This window comes from Nonomuraea aridisoli, from assembly GCF_003236395.1.
GTDB classification, from domain to species: domain Bacteria; phylum Actinomycetota; class Actinomycetes; order Streptosporangiales; family Streptosporangiaceae; genus Nonomuraea; species Nonomuraea aridisoli.
The window spans coordinates 18,303-37,664 of record NZ_POUD01000063.1 but is presented as its reverse complement, the minus strand read 5'-3'; the positions used below and the strand labels follow the sequence as shown (position 1 = coordinate 37,664).

The following is a 19,362-nucleotide window of genomic DNA, read 5'->3' as shown; positions in this document are numbered from 1 at the left end:
GTCCCCACCCCCAACGCCGCCCACCTGCGTTTCCGCGTGCGCTCGTAGCCGGCCGGGGCTAGCGGCGGGCCCGGAAGAGCAGGTGCAGCACCCGGTCGCCCTGGATCACCACGTGCGGGTCGTCCAGCAGGTGCCGGCCGTCGACGGAGCCGAAGTACCGCTTGCCGGAGCCGAAGACGACCGGCACGACGTCCATCGCCACCTCGTCCACCAGGCCGAGCGCGAACGCCTGCCCGCCGACGTCGCCCGCCGCCACGGCGACGTCCCGCTCTCCGGCGAGCTCCTTGGCCTTCGCGACCGCCTGCGCCACGTCGTCGACGAAGTGGTACGACGCCTCGGGGCGCCACCCTTCGGGCTTGGGCCGGTGCGAGACCACGACCACGTGCTCGCCCGTCGGCGGCGTGCCGCCCCAGCCGTCGGTGATGTCGAACAGGCGACGCCCGATCACCATCGCCCCGATCCTGGCCCACACCGGCTGGACGTACTCGGCGGAGGCCCGCGACACCTTGCCCGCGCCGAGCGGGACGTCGCCGTTGCCGTACCAGTCGAACAGCGGGCCGACCTCATCCTGCGCGTCGGCGATGAAGCCGTCCACCGACACGACGTTGTGCATGATCACGGTGCTCATCAGCTCTCCTCAGGGTTGCGTGGCTTGCTTTCACTGACGCGTCGAGCGGAGGGGGCCCGGATCGACATTCCGTCCCGGAAAATCTCGCGGACCGGCGCCCGAACGCCTCGTCATACCGCCTGGCGAGCACCCGCAACTACACGGCGGCATACCCGACGAGCAGCAGCTCCCTCCGTGCGTTCCGCGCCTGCTACATCACCCATCACACCCACGTCTGGACGCCTGCCGACGGCGCCGACTGGTGGTGACCGCACATCCGGATATGTCGGGCAGATAGGGATTTAGGGCATGATCGGCGGGGAATCGGGAAATAGCCCTCTTCTCCTTGGGGACCGGCCATGTCTGTTCTGCGTACGGAAACGATGCGTCTGCCCGCCGCCGACCCGCCCGCCGCCAGTCCGCTGCCGTTGCTGCGCGGCACCTGGGCCAGGCGCGGGGTGGTCGGGGCGGACGAGGAAATGACGGCCCAGATCGTATGCGGCCAGCCGTACTCGCTGCTGCCGTACACGGCGCAGGACGGCTACAGCCGCACGCGCGCCGAGCGGGACCTGCCGGTGGTGGTGCTGGAGAACGAGGTGCTGACCGCCACCTTCCTGCCCGCGTACGGCGGGCGGCTCTGGTCGCTCGTCCACCGCCCGTCGGACCGCGAGCTGCTGCACCGCAACCCGATGGTGCAGCCGGCGAACCTGGCGCTGCGCGACGCATGGCTGGCCGGCGGCGTGGAGTGGAACGTCGGCGCGACCGGTCACTGGCCGCTGACCTGCTCGCCCCTGCACGCCGTCCGGCTCACGCGGTCCGACGGGACGCCGATGTTGCGCATGTACGAGTTCGAGCGGATGCGGCGGCTGGTCGTGCGCGTCGACGCCTGGCTGCCCCCGGGGTCGCCGGTCCTGTTCGTCGAGGTCACCCTGCACAACCTGGCCGCGGAGCCGGTGCCCGCGTACTGGTGGTCGAACATCGCCGTCCCCGAAGCGGCCGGCGTGCGGGTGCTGGCGCCGGCCACGCAGGCGTACCACTACGACTACACCGGCGTGCTCAGGCCGGAGGAGTTCCCGATGCGGGACGGGCGTGACCGCAGCTACACCGACACCGCGCAGCAGGCGGCGGACTACTTCTTCGAGATCCCGGCGGTGGAGCGGCGGTGGATCGCCGCCGTCGACCCCTCGGGCAGCGGGCTCGTACAGGTGTCGACCGACCGGCTGCGCGGCCGCAAGCTCTTCCACTGGGGGACCGGCTCGGGCGGCCGCCGCTGGCAGGAGTGGCTGAGCGGGCCCTCGTCGCGCTATCTGGAGATCCAGGCGGGGCTGGCCAGGACGCAGCTGGAGCACGTGCCGATGCCGGGCGGCGCGACGTGGAGCTGGGTGGAGGCCTATGGCCTGCTGGAGCTCGACCCCGCGGCGGCTCACGGCCCATGGGACGACGCCGTCCGCGCCGCCGCGACGGCCGTCGACCGGCTGGTCCCCCGGGAGACCCTCCTTCCGGGGGGCCCTTCGCACGCGCCCGAGGTGCTGAGCCGGGGGTCGGGGTGGGGCGCGCTGGAGGTCGGCGACGCCCTGCCGGAGCTGGACTTCGGCCAGATCGGCGACGAGCAGCGCCCGTGGCGTGAGCTCCTGGAGACCGGGCGGCTGCCCGAGTGCGACCCGCCCGCCGCGCCCGTGACGGGCGGCCCCTGGCGCGACCTCCTCGAACGGCACCCGGCGGACTGGCACGCCCGCTACCACCTGGGCCTGGTCCGGTACGCCGACGGCGACCGGGAAGGGGCCGAGCGGGCGTGGCGGGAGTCCCTGCACCACCGCCGTACGCCCTGGGCCCTGCGCTGCCTGGCGGAGAGCGGCCGGCTGGCGGGCTCGGGATCGGGCGCCGACCTGCTGGCGGAGGCGCACGCCCTGGCGCCGGCCGTCGTCGCGCTCACCGTCGAGACCCTGCGCGCACTGCTGGCCGACGGCCGCGCCGCCGAGGCGCTGACCCTGATCGACCGGCTCCGTCCCGGGGACCGGGCGCTCGGCCGGATCCAGCTGCTCGAAGCCGAGGCCGCCCTCCGCGCGGGCGACCTGGACCGGGCCGGGGCGCTCATCGAACGCGGCATCACGGTGCACAACCTGCGCGAGGGCGAGGACTCCCTGGACGAGCTCTGGTTCCGCTACCACGAGCTGCGCCACCCGGACACCGACCCCGAGCAGGTCCGCCGCGACCACCCCCTCCCCGCGACGTACGACTTCCGCATGCACTGAACCGGGCGGCGCCGATCCTGCGTGGGTCCCGGCGATCTGGCTGCGCTGTTCAGCCGTCCTTGCCGTTGTCGGTGATCGAGTGTTCGATCGTGCGAGCGGTGGCGATGAAGGACCTGATCGCCACTTCGTCCAGGTGTCGGGTGGACATCTCCTCGAGAGTCGCCCACATGGCCTCGATGGGCTCGCGCATCGCCTGGCCGCGGTCGGTGAGCCAGACGTTGAGCGCCCGCCGGTCGTCCTCGTTGGGCCGGCGGGTGACGAGGCCGGCCTCCTGCATGCGGCGCAGTGATTTCGACACGGTGGAGTGGTCCAGGCCGACGCTGTCCAGCAGTTCGGACTGTGTCTGACCGTCCCTTTCGAACAGCTGCATCAGCAGCAGTTCCTGGCCGGGATGCAGACCGAGGGCGCGGAGCATGGCCGCTGCCGCCGCCCGGTGGACTCGCGCCAGGGCGAAGACGGCGAAGCTCAGCTGCCCGGCGCGTGCGGCATGGCGCTGCGGGGTCGTCATGGCGTTGACCTCCTCTGATCCGTGGTCGGCCGATTTATGTTGCCAGCCACGTAAATGTGTGGTTCAGTATATGTGGCTGGCCACGCAATAGTGGCCAGGGTTGATCGCACCGCCCGGACCTGCGGCGATGCCGACCCTTCTGAGAGGAACCACGATGACCCTGTTCACGCCCGACGACACGGCGCTCCTGCCCCAGCTCGGCACCATCGCCGACCTCGTCCCGGCCTCATGAGCACGCCGTACGACCCGGTTCCCGACGGGTTCGAGCACACGACCGTCACGGCCGACGGTGTGGACCTGCACGCGGTGATCGGCGGCTCGGGAGCGCCGCTGCTCCTGCTGCACGGCTGGCCCCAGACCTGGCGGGCCTGGCGGCACGTGATGCCGGTCCTCGCCGGCCACGGATACCGGGTCATCGCCCCCGACCTGCGCGGCCTCGGCGACAGCACCCGCGCCCCCGGCGGCTACGACAAGGACGCCCAGGCCGAGGACATGCGCGCCCTGCTGCACCGGCTCGGCGTCACGGGCGGGGTGCGCGTGGTCGGGCACGACATCGGCGGCATGGTCGCCTTCGCCTACGCCCGCCGCCATCCCCAGGAGGTCGCGCGGCTCGCGCTCGTCGAGCTGGCTCTGCCCGGCCTAGGGCTGGAAAGCGCGATGAACCCCGCCACGGGCGGCTCGTTCCACTTCGGCCTGTTCATGACACCCGAAGTGCCGGAACTGCTCCTGGACGGGACCGAGCACGCCTTCCTGACCTGGTGGTTCAACCGGCTGGCGCACGTCACCGGCGCGTTCCCACCGGAGGAGATCGCCGCCATCACCGCCTCCTACACCGGGCGGGAGGCCCTGCGCGCCGGCTTCGGCCACTACCGCACCCTGCTGCAGGACGGGCGGGTCAACCGGGACTGGGCAGAGAGCGGGGCCCACCTGCCGATGCCGGTGCTGGCCGTCGGCGGCGAGCACAACGCGGGCAACCGGCTGGCCGAGGCCCTGCGCCCGATCGCGCCGCACCTGTCCGCGGCGGTCATCAAGGACAGCGGGCACTTCGTCCCCGACGAACGCCCCGAAGAACTCGCCAAGGAACTGATCGACTTTCTCGCCTGAAGGAGCCCACCATGAGCATCCCGTACCTGGCCCAGCCCGAGCAGCAACAGAAACTGGAATGGCTGGGCGGCAGCACCTTCTCCGTCCTGCTGGACGCCGCCGCCACCGACGGGCAGCTCACCGTCGGCCGGTTCGACGCCCCCAAGGGGGAGGCTCCGCCGTTCCACCTGCACACCCGGGAAGACGAAGTCTTCATGCTGATCAAGGGCACGGCCCTGGTCTGGGCCGGTGATCAGGAGCACGAGCTGTCCGAGGGCGGCATCGTCTACCTGCCCCGCAACATCCCGCACGGCTACCGCATCACCTCCGAGCGGGCCGACCTGCTGCTGATCGCCACTCCCGCCGGCCTCGAGGGCATGTTCCGTCAGGGCGGACGCGACCTGTCCACCCCCCGGCCCGAGGGCTTCGAGATCTCCAAGGAGGTCCTGGCCGCGGCGGCCGACGCCTACGGCCAGATCATCGTCGGCCCGCCCCGATGAAGAAGCCTCACCGATGAAGAAGCCCTCACCGATGAAGGAAGTCACCATGAGAAGCGATCGAGTCGTCGTCATCACGGGAGCGGCCGGAGGCATCGGCACGCCACTGACCGCGCGTTTCCTGGAGAACGCCGACACCGTCATCGCCACCGACTTCGGCGACGAGGCGCTGGGGCGGCTGGCCGAGCGGACGGGCCACCACAGCGCGCTGCACACCGTCGCGGCCGACCTCTCCGGCGAGCCGGGCGTCACGCGGCTGGCCGAGTACGCTCGCGACGTCGCAGGCCGCGTCGATGTGATCGTCAATGCCGCCGGCTATTTCCCGGTGCAGCCGTACGAGGAGATCGGGCCCGAGTCGTGGCGTCGCGTGCTCGACACAAACTTGACCGGCCCGCACCTCGTCGCGCAGGCGCTGCTGCCGCTGATGAAGCAGCGCGGCTGGGGCCGCGTGATCAACTTCGGCTCCGGTTCCGTCTTCGACGGCACGCGCGGCCAGACCTCCTATGTCGCCGCCAAGGCCGGGATCGTGGGTTTCACCCGTTCCCTGGCCCGCGAGCTCGGCCCGTACAACATCACCGCGAACGTGATCGCGCCCGGCCTGACCGTCACCGAGCAGGCGCGCGACACCTTCCCCGAGGCCCTGCTGGCAGCTCAGCGCCAGGCGCGCGCCATCCAGCGCGACCAGCAGCCCGCCGACCTGGTGGGGCCGGTGTTCTTCCTCGCCTCGCCCGACGCGGACTTCATCACCGGCCAGACCCTCAACGTCGACGGCGGCAAGTTCATGCCGTGACGGCGGCTCACGGAAACCACTGACTACGGATGGAAACCATGACCTACAACGTCGGATACATCGTCGGCAGCCTGTCGCGGGACTCGATCAACAGAAGGCTCGCGCTCGCGCTGCGCCGCCTGGCGCCGGCCGAACTCGATCTCGTGGAGATCCCGATCGACGCGCTGCCCCTCTACAACCGTGACCACGACGCGAGCTACCCTCCGTCGGCCCAGGAGTTCAAGGACGCGATCGCGTCCGCCGACGCCCTCCTGCTCGTCACCCCTGAGTACAATCGCTCCATCCCCGGGGTGCTGAAGAACGCCATCGACTGGGCCAGCCGGCCGCGCGGAGCCAACGCCCTCGACGGCAAGCCGGCCGCGATGATCGGCGCCTCGCCCGGCTCCATCTCCACGGCGCTCGCCCAGCAGCACCTGAAGACCATCCTCGCCTACTCCGACATGCCGGTGATGGGCCAGCCGGAGGCCTACATCCAGTTCACCCAGGGACTGATCGACGCTGAAGGAACGGTCACCGTTCCCTCCACCGCCCAGTTCCTGTCCGACTACATGACGGCGTTCCTGGCGCACGTCGACCGCCATCACCTTCCCGGCCCCGGGGCCTCCCGCCTCGCCGCCGGCGACACCGTCAGGTGAGCGCAAGTCGGGCATCACCACACCCGCCGCGCAGGTGTGGTGATGCGAAAGCCGGCGACCGCCCGGGCCGAGCCGCTATTTCCGGTTGGCCGGCTTCACCGTGGCGAAGATCACGCCGAAGATCAGCGCGACGCCCAGGACCAGCAGGATGAGTACTTCGGGCACTCCCAAGCTCATGAGGGCTCTCCTTCGTTCGACGTGATCCCCCGATCCGTTCGAATGATCGCACGCGCCGTCCGGGCGTACCCCCTTTGGCTCATTTAGCTCGTGGTCGTCTACCAGGCGCCGGTGAGACGGCGTTGCGCCAGCTCCGTGGCGGCCTGGGCGGGGGTGACGTGCCGGTGTTCGGCCGTGGCGAGGAGGTCGGCGACGGTGTGCTCGATGGCCTCGACACGTTCGCGGGCCTCGTCAGGGGTCCCCTTGTGCAGCTCGACGGTGAGCGCGTTGACGACTCCGCCCGCGCTCGCCACGTAGTCGGGCACCCAGACGATGCCGCGCCGGTGCAGCAGGTCGCCGGCGGCCTCGGTCGCGAGCTGGTTGTTGGCCGGCCCCACGACGGCGGCGCAGCGCAGCCGCGGCACGATCTCCTCGGTGAGGACGCCGCCGAGCGCGGCCGGGACGACGATGTCGACGTCCGCGGTGAGCGCCTGCTCGGGCGAGACCCAGGTGGCGCCGAGCTCGTCGCTCGCCGCCCGCTTGGCGGGGTCGATGTCGCTGAGCAGGAGGTCGGCTCCCTCGTCGGCGAGCAGGCGTGCGAGGCGCAGGCCGACGCTGCCCAGCCCCACCACCGACAGGCGCGCGCCGGCGAGCGTCCGCGTGCCGTGGAGGCGGCGGCGTACCGCGCGCAGCGCCGCCAGCGTGCCGAGCGCGGTGGCCGGTGAGGAGTCGCCGCTGCCGCCGTGCTGCGCCGGCTTGCAGAAGACATGAGGGGTACGTTCGCCGATGACCGCCATGTCCGCCGGTGTCGTCCCGACGTCCGGACCGGTCGCGTACGCCCCGTCCAGGGCCGTGATGGTGTCGGCCACGTCGTCCAGCACCGCGCGGCGCAGGGCCGGGTCCGGCTCGATTCCCGGCGGGACGGCGACGACGGTCTTGCCGCCGCCGTTCGCCAGCCCGGCCACGGCGCACTTGGCGGTCATGGCGGCCGACAGGCGCAACGCGTCGTCGAGGCCGTCCCGCCAGTCGGCGTAGTGCCAGAGCCGGCATCCGCCGACCGCCTGGCCGAGCGCGGTCGAATGCACGGCGACGATGATCGGCAGGCCGGAGCGAGTTCCCGTACGGATCAGAACCTGTTCGTGGTCGAGGGAGGACATGCCGAACCTTTCTGTCGTGCGAGCGGCGTCGCCCCGAAGCATCGGGCATTCGGCCGCACGAGCGACCCCCGATCGTACGAACGCTCGGAATCGGCCTCGAATCGCCGTACGCGATGAACATGGTTCGGTGACGGTCTGCCTTATCCGGACAGATGCGCGGCCGATCTGATCCGGCGGCGGTATTCGCGCGGCGACGCCCCGGTCACCCGTTTGAACGCGTTGCTCAGCGCGCTCTCCGAGCCGTAGCCGACCTCGCGGGCGATCATCGCCACCGTCTCGTCGCCGCGGCGCAGGCGATCGATGGCCAGCTCGATCCGCCAGCCGGTCAGGTATTCCAGCGGGCCCTGCCCGACGGCCTGCTTGAACCGGGCGGCGAGCGTCGACCGCGACACCGCGGCGACGTCCGCGAGCTGGGCCACCGTCCAGGGATGGGCCGGCCGGCCGTGCACGGCCCGCAGCGCCGGGGCCACCACCGGGTCGGCGAGCCCGGCCAGCCAGCCGGTCGCGGCGCCGGCCCCGGTGACCGTCAGGTGCAGGCGCAGGACGTGGATCAGCATGACCAGGGCGAGATGCTCGGTGATCAGCGTCGAGGCGACCGGCCGGTCACGCAGCTCGGCCTCGATCTGATCGAGCACCCACCGCACGGTCGCCGCCTCGGGGGTGCCGCCGGGCACGTGGATCACCGGCGGCAGCACGTCGAGCAGCAGCTCCTGCGCCCGCCCGCCGAAGTCGAACCGGCCGCCGATGAACACCGTGTCGTCGCCGGTCCCCACCCGGGGCACATCGCCGTCGGGCACCGCGAAGATCGGCTTGGCCGGGATCGGCCGCACCCCGGGCCCGCTGGCCAGGGTGAAGGCGCGCGGCTGGGTCAGCAGGAAACAGTCGCCCTCGTCCAGTTTGATCTGCTCCGGCACGCCGTCGACGGTGAGCAGGCAGTGGCCGCGGCGGACCGCGTTGAACTTGACCGCCGCCGCCGGCGGCCGGAACGACAGCGCCCACTCGCCGCCGGCGATCAGCCCGATGGACATCTGGCTGGTCGTGCCGACGAGGGTAAGGACGTCTTGGAGAGGATCGGCTTGGTGGACGCTCACGCAACTATGTTGGACTCTTGGTCATTCTCAGTCCAGCCCGTGGTGCCTAACGTTGTATTTCCGGACATAACGAACGCACATTCCTGGAGCACTGTTCATGACTACCGTGATGCTCGTCCACGGCGCCTGGCACCGGCCTGACTGCTGGGCGAAGCTCGAGCCCGAGCTGCGGGCCCTCGGCTATGACACGCGTACCCCGGCGCTGCTCAGCTCGGGCGATCAGCCCACCGCGGGCATGCACGACGACGCTGCCGTGCTGGCCGCCGAGCTGGCGTCGATCGAGGGCCCGGTCGTGGTGGTCGGCCACTCGTACGGCGGCATCCCGGTCACCGAGGCCGCCGCCGGAGCCCGCAATGTCCAGCGGCTGATCTACCTGGCCGCGTACATGCCGGACAAGGGACAGTCGATGTACGACATCCACGGCGTGCCCGAGCCCGAGGACATGAGCGGCCTGTTCCCGCTCATCGACGACCCGCGTAACTCGCTCTACGGCGATCTGCCCGACGACGAGGCCGAGCAGCTGGTGGGCAGGCTCGTCGAGCAGACCGTCCGGTCGTTCGCGGAGAAGGTCGACGCGGCCGCCTGGCGGGACATTCCGTCCAGCTTCATCCTGACCGAGCAGGACAAGGCCATCCCGCCCGCGCTGCAGGAGCAGATGGCGGTCCACGCCACCGAGCTGCGCCGCGTCCCGGGCAGCCACTCCCCGTTCCTGGCGCGGCCCCGCGAGCTGGCCGTTCTCATCGACGAGATCGTGCGCGGCGCCTGATACGGCGAGCCAGGGCGACCGCCGCGCCTGTTCCATCGACCGGCGCCCGCGGAGGCGCCGGCCGATCCGGACGAGTCGCCTTCAACGGTTGTAGAGCCTGCGCGCCCACAGGTATCCGGCCAGGGCGATGACCGCGCTCCAGACGGCCGCCGACACGAGACCGGAGCCCGCCGGACGCCCGTCCAGCAGGGCACGCAGCGTCTCGATGACGGGAGTGAACGGCTGGTGCTCGGCGAACCACCGCAACCCGGCCGGCATCGACTCGGTCGGCACGAATCCGCTGCCGAGGAACGGCAGAACCAGCAGCGGCATCGGCAGGTTGCTGGCCGTGGTGACGCTCTTGGACACCAGGGCGAGCGCGACCGACAGCCAGGTGATCGCGAAGGTGAACATGGCCAGCACGCCGACCACGCCGAGCCAGCCCAGCCCCGAGGCGGACGGGCGGAAGCCGACCAGCACGGCCACCAGAGTCGCCATCGCGATCGCGATGAACGTCTGCACCATCGCCCCGAGCACGTGTCCGGTGAGCACCGACACGCGGGCGATGGCCATCGTCTTGAACCGGGCGACGATGCCCTCGGCCATGTCGGTGGCCACCGAGATCGCCGTCCCCTGCGCGGCGCCGGCGATCGTCGTGACCATGATGCCGGGGGTGAGGTAGCCGACGTAGGCGGCGCGGTCGCCGCCGATGCCCGCGCCCATGGTGCCGCCGAAGACGTAGACGAACAGCAGCAGGAACACCACCGGGACGCCGGCGAACGTGAGGACCAGCGACGGGTAACGCCAGATGTGGGTGAGCCGGCGGCGCAACATCGTCGCCGAGTCGATGACCGCTCTCATCGGGAGGGCTCCTTGGTCAGGGCGAGGAAGACGTCGTCCAGGTCGGGGGTGTGCACCGTCAGCTCGGCGACGTCGACGGCCTGGGCGTCCAGCCACTCCAGGAGCCTCTTCAACGTCCTCACGTTGCCGGAGCCGGGGATCTGGACGGTGAGCGCCGCGTCGTTGCGCGAGGTCGCGCCGACGTGCTCCACCACCCTGCGGTAGCCGTCGGCGTCGGCGAAGCGCACGACGATGTGGCCGCCGGGGACCAGCCGCTTGAGCTCCTCCGGGGTGCCCTCGGCCACCAGCCGGCCCTGGCTGAGCAGGGCGATGCGGTCGGCGAGCTCGTCGGCCTCCTCCAGGTACTGCGTGGTCAGGAAGATGGTCAGGCCGTCTTGTTCGACCAGGTCCCTGGCGATCTGCCACATGGTGCGGCGGCTGCGGGGGTCCAGGCCCGTGGTGGGCTCGTCGAGGAAGATGATCTCGGGTGTGCCGACCATGGTCATGGCGAGGTCGAGCCGGCGGCGCATGCCGCCCGAGTAGGCGGCCGCCGGCTTGCGCGCGGCGTCGGTGAGGTCGAAGCGTTCCAGCAGCTCGCGAGCGCGCGCCCGGCCTCTCGAACGGCCGAGGTGGAGCAGGTCGGCCATGAGCCGCAGGTTCTCCTCGCCGGTGAGCAGGCCGTCCACGGCGGAGAACTGACCGGTGACGCCGATCGCGGCGCGCACCCGGTCGGGCTCCGCGGCCAGGTCGTGCCCGGCCACCCGGATCTCGCCGGCGTCGGCCTTGATCAGGGTGGACAGGATCTGCACCGTCGTGGTCTTGCCCGCGCCGTTGGGGCCGAGCAGGGAGAAGATCGTGCCCTGCGGGATGGTGAGGTCGATGCCGTCCAGGACGCGGTGCGAGCCGTACGACTTGCGCAGTCCCGTCACCGAGACGGCGGGGACCGCCGCGCTCATGCCGGGTCCCAGGTGACGGGCAGGCTGCGAACGCCGTAGATCTGCGCGGGGTCCGTACGCATCGGCACTTCTTCGTCCGGTACGGCGAGCCGCAGCGTCGGGAACCGGGTGAGCAGCGCGGGGAAGGCGACGCGCATCTCGACGCGGGCGAGCTGCTGGCCCAGGCACTGGTGGATCCCGTGGCCGAAGGCCAGGTGCCCGCCCGGCGGGCGGCGCAGGTCGAGGAGGTCGGGTTCGGCGAACTTGGCCGGGTCCCGGTTGGCGGCGTTGACCGCGAGGATGACCGTGTCTCCGGCCTGGAGCCGAGCGCCGTCGAGCTCGACGTCCTCCAGCACGCCGCGCAGGCCGGTGGTGGCGATGGACAGGTAGCGCAGCAGCTCCTCCACGGCGCTGTCGGCCAGCCCGGGGTCGGCGCGCAGGGCGGCGAGCTGCGCCGGGTTGCGCAGCAGCGCGAAGGTGCCGAGCGCGAGCATGTTGGCGGTGGTGTCGAGGCCGGCGCCGAGCAGGAAGGCGGCCACGCCGCCGAGCTCCTCGTCGGTCAGGTCGCCGCCCGTGGCCAGGTCGCTGAGCAGGTCGTCGGTCGGGTTCGCGCGCTTGGCGAGCGCGAGGCCCCGCAGATACTCGCCGAGCTCGACGAACGCGGCGTACTGCGCCTCGGGCTCCCCGGCGTCCGTGAGGGTTGACGTGAAGCTCTGGAACCGAGCGCGGTCCTCGTACGGCACGCCGAGCAGCTCGCAGATCATCAGGGCGGGGACGGGCTGGGCGAAGACCTCGACGAGGTCGGCGGGCGGTCCCTGCCGTTCCATCACGTCGAGCCGCTCGTGGGTGACCTCGGTGACCCGCTCGGTGAGCAGGTTCATCCTGCGGACGGTGAACTTGCCCGCCAGCAGCCTGCGGAAGCGGGTGTGCTGGGGCGCGTCCATGCCGGTCAGGTCGCCGACGGGGGCGGGTGGCAGCTGCCCGCCCACCAGCGGGTGGTACTGGGTCTCGTACCGGGAGCTGAAGCGCGGATCGGCGAGGATCCGGCGGACCAGCCCGTACCCGGTGACGAGCCATAACCCGGGGGCGTCCGCCGGCGCGGCCAGCCGGACGATCGGCTGCTCGGCGCGCAGCGCGGTGACCTCGGGAGCGGGGTCGAAGGGGCAGGCGGGTGCCCGGTCGAAGGACGGATATTCACGATAGTACGTGTTCGACATGCTCTGAAAGCTACGTTGCGTTCGAATAATCGTCAATCTCCTTGAGGGCATAACTACAGGTAAAAGCCCGGAAATTGATGCAATGACGATGAACTCGAACGCAATGCGACGTTGCAATGGCTGGTGTCAAAGGCAATACTGGCGTCATGCCAGGTGGAAGGTTGACCCAGCAGGACCGTCATCGCATCGCCGCCGGCCTCACCGAGGGGCTCTCCTATGCCGAGATCGCCAGGCGGCTCGACCGGCCGACCTCGACGATCAGCCGGGAGATCGCCCGCAACGGCGGCCCCGGCGGCTACCGCCCCGAGCAGGCGCACCGCGCGACCGAACGGCGGGCGCGGCGCGGCACGCCGGCTCCCGTGCGCGCGGCCGGCCCGCCGGACGGCGAGACGGAAGACGAAATCATCGGGATGGCGGTCCGGATGGGCCTGCCGAGGATGACGGCGCGCGTACTCGTCGAGCTGTGGACGTCCGAGGACGGCAGGCGCACCGCGGCCGAGCTGACGCGCAGGCTGAAGGTCAGCCCGGCTTCCGTCTCCGTGGCCGTGGGCTCCCTGATCCAGCAGGGGCTCATCAGACGCGAGCGCGACCCGCAGCGCCGCCGCGACATCTACGTGGTCGACGACGACACCTGGTACCACTCGATGCTGACCAGCTGCCGCCAGTCGCTCGAAGTCGCGGCGGCCGCGAAGGAGGCGGCGAAGAAGTGCGGCCTCGACACGCCCGTGGGCCGCCGCCTGGCCAAGGGAGGGGCGTTCCTGGAGCGCATCAGCACCGACACCCTCGAGTCCGCCGAACGCTGGCGCAACCTCTTGTCCTGACCCGCCCACGGGGTGAGGAACATCTGCCTGACGGTTCCGCTCGCTCATGCCGGACTACAGTGAGCGAGTGGCCATCGACACCGAGTCATCGACGGAGCCCGCCGATCGTCTGAGGGCCGACATGGTCGCCCGACTGAGAGAACAGGGCGCGATCCGCTCTCCCGAGGTCGCGGAGGCGTTCGCGAAGGTCCCGCGCGAGAGGTTCGCCCCTGAGGCGCCGTCCCTCGCCGCCGCCTACTCCGTGAACGACGTCGTCATCACCAGGCGCGGCGCCGACGGCAGGGCGACCAGTTCGGTGAGCGCGCCCTGGCTGCAGGCCGTGATGCTCGAAGCCGCCGGGCTCACGCGTGGGGCACGGGTGCTGGAGATCGGCAGCGGCGGCTACAACGCGGCGCTCATCGCCGAGATCGTCGGCCCCGAGGGTCAGGTGGTCACCGTGGACATCGACCCGTTCGTCACCGAGCGAGCGACCCGCTTCCTCGCCGGAACCGGCTACTCACACGTCAAGGTCGTCCTCGGAGACGCCGAGCACATCCGCGACGGCTCCTACGACGCCGTCCTGGTCACCGTCGGCGCCTGGGACTGCCCGTGGGGACACCTGCCGGCCCCGGGCGGGCGGATGGTCGTCCCGTTGCGGTTCTGCGGGATCACCAGGTCGATCACCTTCGTCCGGGACGACGATCGGTTCGTCGGGCTGGACCCGACGGTGTGCGGGTTCGTACCGATTCAGGGCGCGGGAGCGCACCACGAGCAGGTGGCCGCACTGGCCGGCGGCGCGGTGACGCTCACCCTCGACGGCGGGCCCGCCCTCGACACCGCCGCACTCGACGAGGCGCTGACCGCCGAGCCGAGCGAGCTGTGGACCGGCATCGTCGCCCGCCCCGACGAGCCCTTCGACACCCTGCACCTGTGGCTCGCGACCCACGACGACGCCTGCACCCGGCGGACGCCGTGGTGGAGACCCCGCCGTAGGCCGGGTCTTCCCCAAACGTCACACCCGGCTGGTGATGGACTGGACCTTGGGTTGAGCTCAGGGGGAAAGTCCCCCTGAGCTCAGACGGTGTCAGCGCCGGTCTCGGCGGTCGTGGCGTTCGCCGGGCGGCGGAACGTCGTACGGGTCGTCCGGTGCTTCCGGGACGGGCGGGACTGGCACGGGATCCTGGGCCGGTGCGGTGATCGCCTGGGCGCCGGCGGACGGCGCGGCGACCCAGAACGAGCCGGCGAATGCGGATGCGATCACAGCGGCGGCTACGAGCGGGCGTTCGAACATCGAAATCCTCCGTGAGGTGATGAAACCGTGGAAGATGCGAGTTGATTGCGACGGTCGATGTTGCCTTCCGGGAAGCGCCGGTACGGCGCACGAAACGCTTCTCACGGTAGCGGGGCTGGTCTACGCAGTGTCCCTGCAAGAAGCAAAGCCTTCCCAGCACCCTTGCAGCCGCGACGGAGCGCGCCCTTGTTGACCGGAAAGCCGGGACGTGCCGGAGATCGATGTGATCTGGACGGACGTCCCCGCCGCTCACCCCCGGCAAACTGCTGTGACGGTGCTGTCGCAGGGGGTTCAGGCGGACGGGAAGTCGGTGGACGGCGCGGTGAGCGCGGTGGCGTCGAGGTTCGCCCGCAGGGCCTCGACCTTGGCCGTCGCGTACGCGTGGGCGTCCGAGCCGAGCAGCTGCCGCAGCGGGCCCTTCCCGGCGCGGACCTGATCGATGATCGCGGCCGCGCCCTTCTCCGGGTCGCCGAGCTGGTGCCCCTGGAGCTTGAGGTGGTCGACGACCATCTGGCGGATCGCCGGGTAGTGCGGGGTCGTCTCGGCGGGCAGGGCGATCGAGTCCTCGGTGAGGAACTCGGTGCGGAAGTAGCCCGGCTCGACGATGGTGACCTTGATGCCGAAGTCCGCCACCTCGGCGGCGAGGGCCTCGCTCAGCCCTTCCAGCGCGAACTTGCCGGCGCAGTAGAGACCCCAGCCCGGGACGGCGGTCAGGCCCAGGATCGAGGACACGTTGACGATGTGGCCGCCGTGCTGCTCGCGGAGAACGGGCAGGGCGGCACGCAGCACGTTCCACACGCCCACGACCTGGACGTCGAGCATGTCGCGGACGTCGCGGTCGCTGGTCTCCTCCACCGCGGCCAGGTAGCCGTAGCCCGCGTTGTTGACGACGACGTCCAGGCCGCCGAAGCGCTTGGTGGTCTCGCGGACGGCCCGCTCGACCGACGCCTCGTCGCGCAGGTCGACGGTGAGCGGGAGGAGGCCCGTCGTGTCCACTCCGTCACCGAGTGCGGCGAGCAGCCGCTCGGACGAACGCGTCGTCGCGGCGACGTGCTCGCCGCGCTCCAGCAGTTGCTTGACGAGTTCCAGGCCCAGGCCGCGGGAGGTGCCGGTGACGAACCAGACCGCCGGTCGCTCTGTGGGGAAGCTCATGGTCATCCTGCCTTCGTATGTCGCTGGTGGCGCCGGCTCCCCGGCCGGCACATCACCAGCATCGGCCGGAGAAAGCCGCTGTGGAGGGCCATAACGCGCCCTGCGCAACCTAGACCGCGCAACCTAGGACGCAGAGGACCAGTCAGGAACGGAGCCCATCGGCGACACTGGACTCATGGCCGAGAGCAACCGTGAACTCGCTGACTTCCTGAGACGCGCTCGGAGCCAGGTCGACCCGTCACGGGCCGGCCTGCCGCCCGACGGCCGCGTACGACGGGTCCCCGGCCTGCGCCGCGAGGAGGTCGCCCTGCTGGCCGGCGTCTCGACCGACTACTACGCCCGCCTAGAGCAGGGCCGGCGCATCCTGCCCTCACCGGCCGTCGTGGAGTCCATCGGCCGTGCCCTCGGGCTCGACGACGCGGGACGCGCGCATCTGCGGGACCTCATCGGCATGACCGCGGCGCCCGTCCGGCGACGGACCCGTGGCGTCCAGCGCGTACGCCCCGGGCTCTACCAGCTCCTCGACGCCCTCGACGGCGAGCCCGCGCTCGTCCTCGGCCGCCGCACGGACGTGCTCGCCGCCAACCGGCTGGCGAGGGCGCTGTTCGCCGACTTCGAACGCATGCCGCCCCGCCACCGCAACTACGCGCGATGGATGTTCCTCGACGACGAGGCCCGATCACTCTTCGTCGACTGGGAGGTGCACGCGCGGGAAGCGGTCGAGAGCCTGCGACTCGACGCCGGCCGCGACCCGGACGACCAGGCCACCGCCGCCCTCATCGCCGAGCTGCGCGAACACAGCAAGGAGTTCGCCGACTGGTGGGAGCAGCACCGCGTCCACCAGCGCACCCACGGCTCCAAACGCCTGCGCCACCCGATCGTCGGCGAACTGACCGTCGAGTACGAGACCCTCACTCCGCCCGGAGACCCCGACACGACGCTCTTCGTCTACACCGCCGAAGCCGGCTCTCCCTCGAAGCGTGCCCTGGACCTCCTCGCCAGCTGGTCGATGCCCACCACCGACCACCAGCCCGGCCTCGCCCAGGAGCAGTGACGGCACCTCACCGCGAACGCACGCTCCACCACCGGACGGCGACTTTGTGCCTGACCAGATACCGCGGCGGTGGGGGTCGTACCGTCCGCCCGGTGCGTCAGCCTGGCCAGGGGGGACAGGGCGGTGATCCCCTGACCTCGTCGTTCACGTTCGCCTGAGGAGATCGCCCGGATCGCTCGCGGCGCCACCACTCAGTCGTCCAGCTGGGCCAGAGCGGTGCTGGTCACGCGGACGGCGTCGTCGATCCAGGCCGGGATGGGCTCGCCGATCATCGGCCGGACGATGCCGTACGGCGAATCGCGGCATGCCAGCGCCACCACCTCCATCCCGTGCCGGGTGACCCGGCCGTAGCGTCCCTCGGTCAGCCGCCGCAGGTGATCCGCGACCGGGTCGTTCAGGTGGCGGAGCTCCTCCTGCAGTTGGGGCGGCCCCGTGGCGACCAGGTCGGCGTACCGGAAGACCGTCATCATGCGGGCGTCACGCGGATGGCGACGGCAGAACTCGGGGATCCACAGCGCCGTTCGCACGATCGCCTCGATCGGGTCGTCGGTCTCGGCGGCCCGCGTCAGCCCGGCCTGGAACGCCTTGATCGAGCGGATCCACGCCGACCCGAAGAGCACGTCGCGTGAGGCGAAGCGGTGGTAGATCGACCCCGAGGGAGCGCCCAGCAGCGCGGTGACGTGGCCGACGGTGGCCGACCGCCAGTGCTCGAAGGCCGCGTCCCTGGCCGCATCGAGGATCTGATCGTGGGTGAACGACGGACTCCTGGGCATCGTCCACGAGCTTAGTCGCTACTCTTGTTCTAGAGACCGTTCTCTAATTGAGAGGATGATCATGAACTCGACGAGCCGGAGCCGGGTCTTACGCACGACCGTGGTGATCGTCGCGGTCGTGTCCTGCCTGCCGTACCTGATCTTCAAACTGGCCTGGTTGTCCGGGTCGACGATCGGCATCACCAGCGCCGAGGGCGCGGCCACGATGAACGACGCCCGCCACGTGATCGGCAACTACCTCACCCTCGTGATGGACCTGCTCGCGATCGTGCTCGCGGTGGTGCTGGCGCGGCCGGTCAGCCACCGGTTGCCGGCCTGGCTGCTGCTGGTTCCCGCCTGGGGAGCCACCGGGTTGCTGGCCCCGATCGTGCTCGGCCTCCCGGCCGGGCTGCTGGTCCAGCTGGTCACCGGCACGGACGCCCCGGTGGGCAGCGGTGACGGGCTGGGCGGCGGGGTGTTCGCCATCATCTACGGCGGTTTCGGGGTGCTCGGCTGTTGCCTGGCCGTCCTGGTGCTGCTGCACGCCATGGACCGCTGGCGGCACATCTTCGCCGCCGGCCCGCGACCGACCCGGCCGGCGATCTCCGCGATCTGCGCGGTCCCGCTGCTCGGATACGGCCTGGCCCTGCCGGTCTGGGCCGTCGCGGGCACCGAGGCCGGTGGCCCGACCGGATTCGAGAGCCCGGCCCAGCGGACGGTGCTGGTCATCACGGGCCTGCTCGTCATGATCGGGTACGTCACCCCGCTCGCGCGCGGCTTCGTCGCCCGGCACCCCGGCTGGGCGGTCGGCGCGACCTGGACCGGTTGCGGCGTGGCCACCCTGTCAGGGCCGACCTTCGTCGCACTCAGCCACGACGGCGTCGTCCGCGTCCCGCTCCTGATCGCCGCCGTGGTGTCGGCGGCGGCGGGCCTGGCGTACTCGATCGCCCTGCTGCGAGCCGCCAGACCCGCACCGCTCTAGGGGTTCTGGTGGCGTTGGCCGAGATCGCCGTGGGCCTCCGCCGACAGGTCCTGCCAGTCGGCCCAGGTCTTGAGGCGGTCGGCGTAGGCCTGCTCAATCATCGGGTGGAAACCCTGGCCGAAGAGCACCCGCAGGGGCGGGTCCTCCGAGTCGACGATCTTGAGGAGTGCCCGGGCCGCGGCGGCCGGGTCGCCGGCGGGCTGCTTCCCGGCGGCCGCGCCGAGGCGTCGGCGGAGCCCGTCGTAGGCCGGGTTCATCGGGGCCATGTGGCCGTTGGCGAGCGGATCCGGGTTCTTGCCGTTCCTGGTGGCGAAGCCGCCGGGCTCGATGATGGTCACCTTGACGCCGAAGTCGGCGACCTCGCCGGCGAGGGCTTCGTTCAAGCCCTCGAGGGCCCACTTGGAGGCGTGGTACGCGCCGCCGAGCGGTACGGCGATGATCCCGGCCGCCGAGGAGTCGTTCCGGCTCGCGCTCGAAACCAGGGACCTGCAGGGCCTGCTCGACGTGCTCGCCCCTGAGGTCGTCCTGATCAGCGACGGCGGCGGCGTCAAGCAGGCCGCGCCGCGGCCGATCACCGGCGCGGAGAAGGTGGCCCGCTTCATCGTCGGCGGCCTCGGCAAGGCCCGAGTCGCCCTCACCGGTGACCTCACCACGGTCAACGGCAACCCGGCGCTCCTCGTCCGGGTCGAGGGCGAGACCGATGGCGTCGTGGCGATCCGGGTCGAGGACACCCGGATCACCGGCCTCTACTACGTCCGCAACCCGCGGAAGCTGACCCGCATCACCTGCGAGACCCCGCTCACCCTCCGTTGAAGATC

At 71.2% G+C, this 19,362-nt stretch carries 22 protein-coding genes; 11 read left to right on the top strand and 11 right to left on the bottom strand.

From position 1 onward, the window contains the following. Positions 1-58 precede the first annotated feature (58 nt). A complete protein-coding gene (locus tag C1J01_RS17345; RefSeq protein ID WP_111180012.1) occupies positions 59-628 on the bottom strand; it encodes a dihydrofolate reductase family protein in 570 nt (189 codons plus the stop codon). Positions 629-966: 338 nt separating this feature from the next. Here C1J01_RS17345 and C1J01_RS17340 point away from each other — a divergent pair, with 338 nt between their 5' ends. Further along, positions 967-2,859 (top strand): DUF5107 domain-containing protein, encoded by a 1,893-nt coding sequence (locus C1J01_RS17340; protein WP_111180011.1) that lies wholly within the window; start codon positions 967-969, stop codon positions 2,857-2,859. A gap of 49 nt (positions 2,860-2,908) precedes the next feature. On the opposite strand, the gene C1J01_RS17335 is transcribed toward C1J01_RS17340, so the two are convergent. Beyond that, positions 2,909-3,367, bottom strand: a complete 459-nt coding sequence (locus tag C1J01_RS17335) for a MarR family winged helix-turn-helix transcriptional regulator (RefSeq protein WP_111180010.1) — start codon at positions 3,365-3,367, stop codon at positions 2,909-2,911. Positions 3,368-3,595: 228 nt separating this feature from the next. Between C1J01_RS17335 and C1J01_RS17330 the strand changes: the two genes are divergently transcribed. Genes C1J01_RS17330 through C1J01_RS17315 form a run of 4 tightly spaced genes read left to right on the top strand, consistent with a single transcriptional unit; the run spans position 3,596 to position 6,372 of the window. Beyond that, the gene (locus C1J01_RS17330) at positions 3,596-4,471 is read left to right on the top strand and encodes an alpha/beta fold hydrolase (RefSeq protein WP_111180009.1); all 876 of its coding nucleotides are present in this window, start codon (positions 3,596-3,598) and stop codon (positions 4,469-4,471) included. Between the two features lie 11 nt (positions 4,472-4,482). Then, on the top strand, positions 4,483-4,950 hold the full coding sequence (locus tag C1J01_RS17325; RefSeq protein WP_111180008.1) for a cupin domain-containing protein: 468 nt from the start codon (positions 4,483-4,485) through the stop codon (positions 4,948-4,950). 46 nt (positions 4,951-4,996) lie between these two features. Further along, positions 4,997-5,737, top strand: coding sequence for an SDR family NAD(P)-dependent oxidoreductase (locus tag C1J01_RS17320; protein WP_181448803.1), 741 nt, complete (start codon positions 4,997-4,999; stop codon positions 5,735-5,737). Positions 5,738-5,775: 38 nt separating this feature from the next. Next, on the top strand, positions 5,776-6,372 hold the full coding sequence (locus C1J01_RS17315; protein WP_111180006.1) for an NADPH-dependent FMN reductase: 597 nt from the start codon (positions 5,776-5,778) through the stop codon (positions 6,370-6,372). Positions 6,373-6,647: 275 nt separating this feature from the next. Here the strand turns inward: C1J01_RS17315 and C1J01_RS17310 are convergent, their stop codons facing one another. Both C1J01_RS17310 and C1J01_RS17305 read right to left on the bottom strand, forming a co-directional pair. Then, complete coding sequence (locus tag C1J01_RS17310; RefSeq protein ID WP_111180005.1) at positions 6,648-7,685, bottom strand: Glu/Leu/Phe/Val family dehydrogenase; 1,038 nt, start codon at positions 7,683-7,685, stop codon at positions 6,648-6,650. A 140-nt stretch (positions 7,686-7,825) separates the two neighbouring features. Then, positions 7,826-8,776, bottom strand: coding sequence for an AraC family transcriptional regulator (locus C1J01_RS17305; RefSeq protein WP_111180004.1), 951 nt, complete (start codon positions 8,774-8,776; stop codon positions 7,826-7,828). A 97-nt stretch (positions 8,777-8,873) separates the two neighbouring features. Between C1J01_RS17305 and C1J01_RS17300 the strand changes: the two genes are divergently transcribed. Continuing rightward, on the top strand, positions 8,874-9,542 hold the full coding sequence (locus tag C1J01_RS17300; protein ID WP_111180003.1) for an alpha/beta hydrolase: 669 nt from the start codon (positions 8,874-8,876) through the stop codon (positions 9,540-9,542). Between the two features lie 81 nt (positions 9,543-9,623). On the opposite strand, the gene C1J01_RS17295 is transcribed toward C1J01_RS17300, so the two are convergent. The 3 genes from C1J01_RS17295 to C1J01_RS17285 are packed head-to-tail and all read right to left on the bottom strand — an operon-like array spanning position 9,624 to position 12,513. Then, on the bottom strand, positions 9,624-10,382 hold the full coding sequence (locus C1J01_RS17295; RefSeq protein ID WP_111180002.1) for an ABC transporter permease: 759 nt from the start codon (positions 10,380-10,382) through the stop codon (positions 9,624-9,626). Then, positions 10,379-11,317 (bottom strand): ATP-binding cassette domain-containing protein, encoded by a 939-nt coding sequence (locus C1J01_RS17290; RefSeq protein WP_111180001.1) that lies wholly within the window; start codon positions 11,315-11,317, stop codon positions 10,379-10,381. Before C1J01_RS17290 ends, C1J01_RS17295 begins: the two co-directional genes overlap by 4 nt. After that, positions 11,314-12,513 carry a cytochrome P450 gene (locus C1J01_RS17285; protein WP_111180000.1) on the bottom strand — a complete coding sequence of 400 codons (1,200 nt, stop codon included), beginning with the start codon at positions 12,511-12,513 and terminating at the stop codon, positions 11,314-11,316. Before C1J01_RS17285 ends, C1J01_RS17290 begins: the two co-directional genes overlap by 4 nt. 146 nt (positions 12,514-12,659) lie before the next feature. Between C1J01_RS17285 and C1J01_RS54120 the strand changes: the two genes are divergently transcribed. Next, positions 12,660-13,334, top strand: a complete 675-nt coding sequence (locus tag C1J01_RS54120; protein ID WP_111179999.1) for a MarR family transcriptional regulator — start codon at positions 12,660-12,662, stop codon at positions 13,332-13,334. A 67-nt stretch (positions 13,335-13,401) separates the two neighbouring features. Beyond that, positions 13,402-14,385, top strand: a complete 984-nt coding sequence (gene fxlM / locus C1J01_RS17275) for a methyltransferase, FxLD system (RefSeq protein WP_181448802.1) — start codon at positions 13,402-13,404, stop codon at positions 14,383-14,385. A gap of 12 nt (positions 14,386-14,397) precedes the next feature. Here fxlM and C1J01_RS17270 read toward each other — a convergent pair whose 3' ends face one another. Both C1J01_RS17270 and C1J01_RS17265 read right to left on the bottom strand, forming a co-directional pair. Further along, positions 14,398-14,604: a hypothetical protein gene (locus C1J01_RS17270; protein WP_111179997.1), complete on the bottom strand. Its 207-nt coding sequence runs from the start codon at positions 14,602-14,604 to the stop codon at positions 14,398-14,400. A 291-nt stretch (positions 14,605-14,895) separates the two neighbouring features. After that, a complete protein-coding gene (locus C1J01_RS17265; RefSeq protein WP_111179996.1) occupies positions 14,896-15,756 on the bottom strand; it encodes an SDR family oxidoreductase in 861 nt (286 codons plus the stop codon). 175 nt (positions 15,757-15,931) lie between these two features. On the opposite strand from C1J01_RS17265, the gene C1J01_RS17260 reads away from it, so the two are divergent. Beyond that, positions 15,932-16,810, top strand: coding sequence for a helix-turn-helix transcriptional regulator (locus C1J01_RS17260; RefSeq protein ID WP_111179995.1), 879 nt, complete (start codon positions 15,932-15,934; stop codon positions 16,808-16,810). Positions 16,811-17,001: 191 nt separating this feature from the next. Here the strand turns inward: C1J01_RS17260 and C1J01_RS17255 are convergent, their stop codons facing one another. Further along, the gene (locus C1J01_RS17255; protein ID WP_111179994.1) at positions 17,002-17,583 is read right to left on the bottom strand and encodes a TetR/AcrR family transcriptional regulator; all 582 of its coding nucleotides are present in this window, start codon (positions 17,581-17,583) and stop codon (positions 17,002-17,004) included. A gap of 61 nt (positions 17,584-17,644) precedes the next feature. Here C1J01_RS17255 and C1J01_RS17250 point away from each other — a divergent pair, with 61 nt between their 5' ends. Next, entirely contained in the window at positions 17,645-18,544 is a 900-nt protein-coding gene (locus C1J01_RS17250) for a hypothetical protein (RefSeq protein WP_146615633.1), read from the top strand. Here C1J01_RS17250 and C1J01_RS17245 read toward each other — a convergent pair. Beyond that, positions 18,541-18,981 carry an SDR family NAD(P)-dependent oxidoreductase gene (locus C1J01_RS17245; RefSeq protein WP_235854494.1) on the bottom strand — a complete coding sequence of 147 codons (441 nt, stop codon included), beginning with the start codon at positions 18,979-18,981 and terminating at the stop codon, positions 18,541-18,543. The genes C1J01_RS17250 and C1J01_RS17245 overlap by 4 nt on opposite strands. Here C1J01_RS17245 and C1J01_RS52170 point away from each other — a divergent pair. Continuing rightward, positions 18,944-19,357, top strand: a complete 414-nt coding sequence (locus C1J01_RS52170; RefSeq protein ID WP_235854496.1) for a sigma-70 family RNA polymerase sigma factor family protein — start codon at positions 18,944-18,946, stop codon at positions 19,355-19,357. The two genes, C1J01_RS17245 and C1J01_RS52170, sit on opposite strands and share 38 nt — an antisense overlap. The last annotated feature ends 5 nt before the right edge of the window (positions 19,358-19,362 follow it).

Excerpts from the sequence above, each read along its gene's own strand:
- C1J01_RS17295 (WP_111180002.1), bottom strand. The coding sequence starts at position 10,382 with ATGAGAGCGGTCATCGACTCGGCGACGATGTTGCGCCGCCGGCTCACC.
- C1J01_RS17330 (WP_111180009.1), top strand. The coding sequence starts at position 3,596 with ATGAGCACGCCGTACGACCCGGTTCCCGACGGGTTCGAGCACACGACC.
- C1J01_RS17285 (WP_111180000.1), bottom strand. The coding sequence starts at position 12,513 with ATGTCGAACACGTACTATCGTGAATATCCGTCCTTCGACCGGGCACCC.
- C1J01_RS17290 (WP_111180001.1), bottom strand. The coding sequence starts at position 11,317 with ATGAGCGCGGCGGTCCCCGCCGTCTCGGTGACGGGACTGCGCAAGTCG.
- C1J01_RS17260 (WP_111179995.1), top strand. The coding sequence starts at position 15,932 with ATGGCCGAGAGCAACCGTGAACTCGCTGACTTCCTGAGACGCGCTCGG.
- C1J01_RS17320 (WP_181448803.1), top strand. The coding sequence starts at position 4,997 with ATGAGAAGCGATCGAGTCGTCGTCATCACGGGAGCGGCCGGAGGCATC.
- C1J01_RS17300 (WP_111180003.1), top strand. The coding sequence starts at position 8,874 with ATGACTACCGTGATGCTCGTCCACGGCGCCTGGCACCGGCCTGACTGC.
- C1J01_RS17335 (WP_111180010.1), bottom strand. The coding sequence starts at position 3,367 with ATGACGACCCCGCAGCGCCATGCCGCACGCGCCGGGCAGCTGAGCTTC.
- C1J01_RS17340 (WP_111180011.1), top strand. The coding sequence starts at position 967 with ATGTCTGTTCTGCGTACGGAAACGATGCGTCTGCCCGCCGCCGACCCG.
- C1J01_RS17325 (WP_111180008.1), top strand. The coding sequence starts at position 4,483 with ATGAGCATCCCGTACCTGGCCCAGCCCGAGCAGCAACAGAAACTGGAA.
- C1J01_RS17250 (WP_146615633.1), top strand. The coding sequence starts at position 17,645 with ATGAACTCGACGAGCCGGAGCCGGGTCTTACGCACGACCGTGGTGATC.
- C1J01_RS17265 (WP_111179996.1), bottom strand. The coding sequence starts at position 15,756 with ATGAGCTTCCCCACAGAGCGACCGGCGGTCTGGTTCGTCACCGGCACC.
- C1J01_RS17345 (WP_111180012.1), bottom strand. The coding sequence starts at position 628 with ATGAGCACCGTGATCATGCACAACGTCGTGTCGGTGGACGGCTTCATC.
- C1J01_RS54120 (WP_111179999.1), top strand. The coding sequence starts at position 12,660 with ATGCCAGGTGGAAGGTTGACCCAGCAGGACCGTCATCGCATCGCCGCC.
- C1J01_RS17315 (WP_111180006.1), top strand. The coding sequence starts at position 5,776 with ATGACCTACAACGTCGGATACATCGTCGGCAGCCTGTCGCGGGACTCG.
- C1J01_RS17255 (WP_111179994.1), bottom strand. The coding sequence starts at position 17,583 with ATGCCCAGGAGTCCGTCGTTCACCCACGATCAGATCCTCGATGCGGCC.
- C1J01_RS17270 (WP_111179997.1), bottom strand. The coding sequence starts at position 14,604 with ATGTTCGAACGCCCGCTCGTAGCCGCCGCTGTGATCGCATCCGCATTC.
- C1J01_RS17310 (WP_111180005.1), bottom strand. The coding sequence starts at position 7,685 with ATGTCCTCCCTCGACCACGAACAGGTTCTGATCCGTACGGGAACTCGC.